Raw genomic sequence first — 5,534 nt, forward strand, 5'->3', positions numbered from 1 at the left:
GCATCTAATTGATACCTTTTCTGCCTGCACTGGAGAGAAACCGGGAAGGTATTTGATACCGTACTTTTCCGGGTTCTGCCCGGCATGGACGATAAGAGAACATTATTATGATACCAAAAACTTTAGGGAAAAATAAAACCTCGGCAGTCTATAAACCTAAAACCATTTTTAACAAAAATAATTGTCCTATTATTTGCGACATTTATAGAAAATCACTATCTTTGAGTATTGAAAATAAAGAGATAAACAAACCTTTAAAGCTGGTTTGGCTGCCAGTATAAAGAACAGCAAACAAAATCATGAAACATTGCTTCTTAAATCCATTTCGTAGCCAACTGTTAGTGCTATTTTTCAGTATTAATTCATTAATCATTTTTTTATGAAAAAAGAGTTTACATTACGCTTAGACGATGCAGCCTGCGCAGAGTTAGAAAATCTAAAAAAATTATCTGGTGAAAAAACAGATGCTAAAGCTATTAGATTTGCTATTCAGAATTATGCAACTTTGAATGATAGGTATATTGAAACACAACGGCAAATAAGGACGTGGAAAGATAAATATGCAGCGTTAAATAAAGCTGTTGATGATTACTTGTCTTCTTTTGAAGCATTGAAGAAAACTACAGATTGATAGTCAATTATTAGAAATGTGAAAGGATTAATTTATGATTGGAGTAGAGAAGAAAATTTTCAGATTATCTAGTTCTGTGTTAAATCGTACTTTTAAGCAGGAAAAGAGTATTTTTTGTTCAATGGTGTTACGATTGATGGATACAGAAAACTATGCAAACAATTATTGCGATTCGCTAAGTCTTGTTCTTGAACTATTTCCAGAGATTGATAGGGAAAAGCTAGAAAAAGAATTGGATAAATACGTTTGATAGTATTTGAAATCAAAAATGGGCTATTAAACTAGTTAATAGCCTTATTTTAATACATAAATTCATGAAATATGGCAGCGGATATGACAGATGAAACGATTGCACAATACATGGAACGCATCGAGAAAATGAGCATAAAAGAAATTCAAAAAGAAATTGAATTTCTGGAAAGCCCCGGTTACAACTGTGAAGGACTGGTATGTGCAGACGGAGTAATTACTCCCCGGACAAAAATGCATCGTAAGGTTCTTTGGTATAAGAGAATGAACCAAAAGAGCCTAACAGCCCTGCAATGGGCAAAAGAAGGATATGTTGTAAATCCGGATGCAATAGGAAGAAAGTGGAAAAACAATCCTCACAATTCAAAGGCTATAATATATTATGTATCAGATGAAGTACATGAGGACAAAGAAGCGGCTAAAGAATTTCTCAAATCGAGGCGTAAGGAAAAGAAAGAGTAGTCTTTAGTTCACAGGTCTCTTTTCCAGATATATAAGTCAAGATAAAATGGGATTATCATACCAAATAACGCATAACAGAATAGTAATGAATCAAGAAAGAACATTAACCTTTGGTAAGTATAAGGGAACACATCGAAGTAATATTACTGGAGGCTTCTCAGCAGGTGACTTCGGTGGTTTAATTTATTCAATCGAAAATTTCAATGAAAGTGAATATGAGTTTTAACCAATAAAATGAAGATATGAATAATGAATTTATTGATGGTATTTGGTTTGCTGTTCAGCATATTGTAGTAGTCAGAGATATGCCAGCAATCGCAATAGGGATAATTAAGGAATCGAATCTTTCCATTGATGATTGTAAGGCTGCGCAAAAAAGGAGTGGTTCTTTTCACAATCAGATGATGAAGTTTATTGAAACAGAATTAGCGTAAAACAGTATAAATATGAGCAAAATTGAAGAAGCCTTCAGAGGCTTAGGAAGAACAGAGAAAGTGAGATTCATTTCGCAGAACATCGAGTATGCAAATGCGGTTGCAGTAGCCAGTTATGTAAAAGGTTATCTTTTCGATGTCCTTAATGATGTCGGAGATGATGAGTATATAGCAGCGTATCTCAGAGAAAAGGGATATGAAGTAAAAAAACAAGAATAATCCTCAAATCGATATATAAATAAACGAATTATGAATGAAAGAACAATCCAAATAGACGTAATTGGAAAAATAGAAGGTACTCAATTTATGAAGTGTAAGCTATATACAAATGAAAATATTGTCATTATCATGATGAATGAATTTGATTATGAACGGTTGAAAGAAGAAGGAATCTTCATAAGAGATGGCAAAAGTCGAGATTCAGCCGGGGTGTTGAATACAACCAATACTTTCATCGAAAAAAATTAATACTCAAAACAAAAAAGAATGATTATGGATAAAAAAGAAAAGAATTTTGCCACATACAAAGAATTTGCAAAGATGCTTCGGGAAGTGGCAAACATATACTCTAAACTGGGTGACGAACCATTGTTGAAAGAAGGATATGAGTATAACGCCATTAGAGATGCTGTTCAGTATGTAACGAACAAACACGATTTTGGTTACTTTATACAGCCTTGGAAGGATGAGTTTCTACGTATGCCTTTTGATGTGACGAAGCGAAAAAAATGGGCTGATTATGTGGCTGAATGCCATGCTACAGGAAAGGAAATAGATTACGATAATTATGATTGGGATAAATGACCATAATTTTTCGAATAGTGTGAAAGGGAATAGATGTCATATAATCAAAATATAGATAGAATGTTTATTGAATATAAGGTATATCGTAGGGTGTCAGATTTGAAGCCTTTTATATCTAGGGATGAACTTCCTTCTTGTCAGATGATTGGGAAAAAAAAGTTTGTAGGAAAAAAAGCAAAAATGGAGGCTGTTTATAGACTTACAGGGAAACGTTTGCCAGAAGACTATACAACAGAGCAGGTAAACAATTTTCTTACGGTAGAGCTTTTTAATACGTCTTTATGGCATAAGTATAGAAAGATTTACAATGAAGTTTCCAATGAAAAAGAAATTGTTGTTGAGAACTATAGTTATCAATATACATTAGTTGTAGAATTAGCAAATAAATCGAATTTATCATTGGATGAAGGAAAAATTGTACATTTTGTTATGTGCGAACTGTTAGGAAATCCTTGTGAAACGTATAAAGGGATGAAAAACCCTATAATTTCTTTACGAAAAGATTATGATAGATAAAGCAAAAACATTAGATGAATGCTTTAAGGAACTAATTCTTAAAAGAGGTTGGTCTAAAAATAGTCCATATGACCGCCGAACTGCATCAAGGCATAAAAAGCAATTCCTTGAAGGAACGTTGCCCGATGAATTTAAAAGAGTATATTTGCAAAGTGCTGGTTATACAATAGTGCAGCCGGAGCTTTGGCGACAGGAATTATAAAACAAAGAAAATGGACTGGAGGAACATAATAAGAAATCTATTAGAAATTATCATTGCTATTTTTAGAATGATTTTCATAGGGCTATTTTATATAGCCAAGTTTATGTTTGTGTTCTTTATTCTACTTTTTTTTGGAGTATTAATCAGTCAAAATAATAAGCGATGGTAAATAGAGAAATAAAAGCCCGAAAACGTGCGGTGAAAGAAGAAAAAGAAGAAATAGACGGTGAGATTGTTAGAATTAGGAAAGGGCATCCTCGTACAAATCTTCCTGTGAAACTCCCAGAAAATCCCACATGGCTGAAACAACCTAATGTAGTTACATTAATGGCTGGTGATTTTAAGACAGTACAGATTAGAATCTTAATTGCTGTTATAGAGAAATTACAGGATGTCATAGAATTAAGTATTCAGCATCTAGATAAATATGGTACATCTATTCCATGCGAGCAATTATCTTTATTTCAAGAATATTCAGACCGTATAAGAGTAGATATCGCATATCGGGATTTGGGCGTTAATCCAGACCAATACAAGGAAGTAAAAAGCATGGTTCGTAAATTAATCAGTATTCCTGTAGAGCTTGATGTTAAAGACCCAATAACAGGTGAGGATAGTTGGTCTATTACTGGTTTATTCACTAAGGCAAATATACCCAAAACTCCTTATTCAAGAGGTTTTTCTTTAGAAATGGATAGAGAGGTTGCTAAAGTTTTCATTAATGTTGATAGAGGTTTTACACGCTATATAAAAGAGATAGCTTTAAGAGCGCAAAGTAGATATACAATAAGAATGTATATGCTGATTAGCTCATGGAAAGAAAAAGGTGGTTTTTCTATCTATGTGGATAGATTTCGGAAATTCTTAAAATTAGAAGATAAATACCCCGAATTTAAAGATTTGTATAAACGTGTAATACGCCCTGTTTACGATGATTTGTTTGAACAGGCTGATTGCTGGTTTGAAATGGCAGAAGTTTATCGTAATTCAGGCGATACACAGCCTTATAAACTTAATTTCAAAGTTATTAAGTCTGCATTATCAAAGAAGGAAGAAGAACTATTAAAAGGACAAAAGAAGATGATAACGAATTTTTGTTCTTTGCACTTTGCAATGAAGGACGAGCATTTGCAGCAGTTTATTCCACAGATTACATTAAGCAACTATAAAGCAGTAGTAACTAAGATGCTTTATCTAGGCGAATATGTTAGAGATAACTGGAATAAAATTTCAAATAAAGCAGAATATTGTTTATCCGTATTATTAAAAGAAGTAGAAATACTCCCCGGAATGATTGGAGAAGAAAAAGAAGATGAATAAAAGTTGGGTTTTTGTCCCTAGGAGGGGTCTAAAAGTTGGGTTTTTGTCCCTAAGAAGTTGGGTTTTTGTCCCTAAGAAGTTGGTTTTTTGTCCCTAAGAAGTTGGGTTTTTGTCCCTGATTTTTTACCATTATCTGTTGTTTTTCAGATAGTTACCCTTTCATTTTTAAGGGTACTACCATCACTAGCTGATAAAAAAAACCTGATAATCATACCAACACACAAAAAAGGAACTTTTCTTATTACATAAACCCATAAAAAAGGAACTTTTCTCATAATCTTAACACAAACTTTAGGGAAAAGAACATCTATTAACAAAAAAAGACACTATATGATACAAATAATCAATCAAAAGTTGGGTTTTTGTCCCTATCTAAAAAAAACATATTTTAAAAAGTTGGGTTTTTGTCCCTATCTAAAAAAAACATATTTTAAAAAGTTGGGTTTTTGTCCCTATGCTTTTTTGATATACTGTAGGGAAAGAAATTGATACCGAATTATCATTCCTGGCACACCCTGTAGAACGACCTTTTGATACCAAATACAAAAAGCAGCCGGAAGCCGGACGCAAAAAATTGATACCATAAAACATTAGGGAAAAAGAACAGGAACAAAATGCAATATTATATATATATAAATAATATGTGAATATATAATATATAAACAAATAATATATAATATGTGATTAACACGCTTCACTTCCAGAGTTCCAGAAAGAGCCACACGAAAAATCTTCTTTTCCCTAAAGTTCCTTGTGTCGTTTCTCTCTATACTTGAATACAGGAAAACGGCTGCATCATAAAAGAAAAGACACCGACACCATTCAGGAACTACCGCCCATCGGTAAAAGGATTGCATCTAATTGATACCTTTTCTGCCTGCACTGGAGAGAAACCGGGAAGGTATTTGATACCGTA

The 5,534-nt window shown here is 33.1% G+C and carries 10 protein-coding genes; all 10 read left to right on the forward strand.

Features of this window, described 5'->3' with window-relative positions; translation table 11 throughout:
- Positions 1 to 379 precede the first annotated feature (379 nt).
- The 10 genes from HC965_RS24765 to HC965_RS24815 all read left to right on the forward strand — a co-directional run bounded on the left by HC965_RS24765 (position 380) and on the right by HC965_RS24815 (position 4,618).
- Positions 380 to 631 carry a hypothetical protein gene (locus HC965_RS24765; protein WP_004295365.1) on the forward strand — a complete coding sequence of 84 codons (252 nt, stop codon included), beginning with the start codon at positions 380 to 382 and terminating at the stop codon, positions 629 to 631.
- A 321-nt stretch (positions 632 to 952) separates the two neighbouring features.
- Positions 953 to 1,342 (forward strand): hypothetical protein, encoded by a 390-nt coding sequence (locus HC965_RS24775; RefSeq protein WP_007559098.1) that lies wholly within the window; start codon positions 953 to 955, stop codon positions 1,340 to 1,342.
- Positions 1,343 to 1,427: 85 nt separating this feature from the next.
- Positions 1,428 to 1,568 (forward strand): hypothetical protein, encoded by a 141-nt coding sequence (locus HC965_RS24780; RefSeq protein WP_007559096.1) that lies wholly within the window; start codon positions 1,428 to 1,430, stop codon positions 1,566 to 1,568.
- Between the two features lie 16 nt (positions 1,569 to 1,584).
- Positions 1,585 to 1,776 (forward strand): hypothetical protein, encoded by a 192-nt coding sequence (locus HC965_RS24785; protein WP_007559094.1) that lies wholly within the window; start codon positions 1,585 to 1,587, stop codon positions 1,774 to 1,776.
- Between the two features lie 12 nt (positions 1,777 to 1,788).
- Positions 1,789 to 1,995, forward strand: a complete 207-nt coding sequence (locus HC965_RS24790) for a hypothetical protein (protein ID WP_007559092.1) — start codon at positions 1,789 to 1,791, stop codon at positions 1,993 to 1,995.
- Positions 1,996 to 2,025: 30 nt separating this feature from the next.
- Positions 2,026 to 2,244 (forward strand): hypothetical protein, encoded by a 219-nt coding sequence (locus HC965_RS24795; RefSeq protein ID WP_004295363.1) that lies wholly within the window; start codon positions 2,026 to 2,028, stop codon positions 2,242 to 2,244.
- A 24-nt stretch (positions 2,245 to 2,268) separates the two neighbouring features.
- Complete coding sequence (locus tag HC965_RS24800; RefSeq protein ID WP_008765228.1) at positions 2,269 to 2,580, forward strand: hypothetical protein; 312 nt, start codon at positions 2,269 to 2,271, stop codon at positions 2,578 to 2,580.
- A 33-nt stretch (positions 2,581 to 2,613) separates the two neighbouring features.
- Positions 2,614 to 3,096: a hypothetical protein gene (locus HC965_RS24805; RefSeq protein ID WP_007559088.1), complete on the forward strand. Its 483-nt coding sequence runs from the start codon at positions 2,614 to 2,616 to the stop codon at positions 3,094 to 3,096.
- A complete protein-coding gene (locus HC965_RS24810) occupies positions 3,086 to 3,298 on the forward strand; it encodes a hypothetical protein (protein WP_004295360.1) in 213 nt (70 codons plus the stop codon). The genes HC965_RS24805 and HC965_RS24810 overlap by 11 nt, the downstream gene beginning before the upstream one ends.
- A gap of 162 nt (positions 3,299 to 3,460) precedes the next feature.
- Positions 3,461 to 4,618, forward strand: a complete 1,158-nt coding sequence (locus tag HC965_RS24815; RefSeq protein ID WP_007559085.1) for a replication initiation protein — start codon at positions 3,461 to 3,463, stop codon at positions 4,616 to 4,618.
- Positions 4,619 to 5,534 lie beyond the last annotated feature (916 nt).

The organism is Bacteroides sp. GM023, from assembly GCF_014750685.1.
In the GTDB taxonomy this organism is placed as follows: domain Bacteria; phylum Bacteroidota; class Bacteroidia; order Bacteroidales; family Bacteroidaceae; genus Bacteroides.

Coding starts and splice junctions, on each gene's coding strand:
- HC965_RS24810 (WP_004295360.1), top strand. CDS start 3,086: ATGATAGATAAAGCAAAAACATTAGATGAATGCTTTAAGGAACTAATT.
- HC965_RS24795 (WP_004295363.1), top strand. CDS start 2,026: ATGAATGAAAGAACAATCCAAATAGACGTAATTGGAAAAATAGAAGGT.
- HC965_RS24805 (WP_007559088.1), top strand. CDS start 2,614: ATGTCATATAATCAAAATATAGATAGAATGTTTATTGAATATAAGGTA.
- HC965_RS24815 (WP_007559085.1), top strand. CDS start 3,461: ATGGTAAATAGAGAAATAAAAGCCCGAAAACGTGCGGTGAAAGAAGAA.
- HC965_RS24785 (WP_007559094.1), top strand. CDS start 1,585: ATGAATAATGAATTTATTGATGGTATTTGGTTTGCTGTTCAGCATATT.
- HC965_RS24800 (WP_008765228.1), top strand. CDS start 2,269: ATGGATAAAAAAGAAAAGAATTTTGCCACATACAAAGAATTTGCAAAG.
- HC965_RS24765 (WP_004295365.1), top strand. CDS start 380: ATGAAAAAAGAGTTTACATTACGCTTAGACGATGCAGCCTGCGCAGAG.
- HC965_RS24790 (WP_007559092.1), top strand. CDS start 1,789: ATGAGCAAAATTGAAGAAGCCTTCAGAGGCTTAGGAAGAACAGAGAAA.
- HC965_RS24775 (WP_007559098.1), top strand. CDS start 953: ATGGCAGCGGATATGACAGATGAAACGATTGCACAATACATGGAACGC.
- HC965_RS24780 (WP_007559096.1), top strand. CDS start 1,428: ATGAATCAAGAAAGAACATTAACCTTTGGTAAGTATAAGGGAACACAT.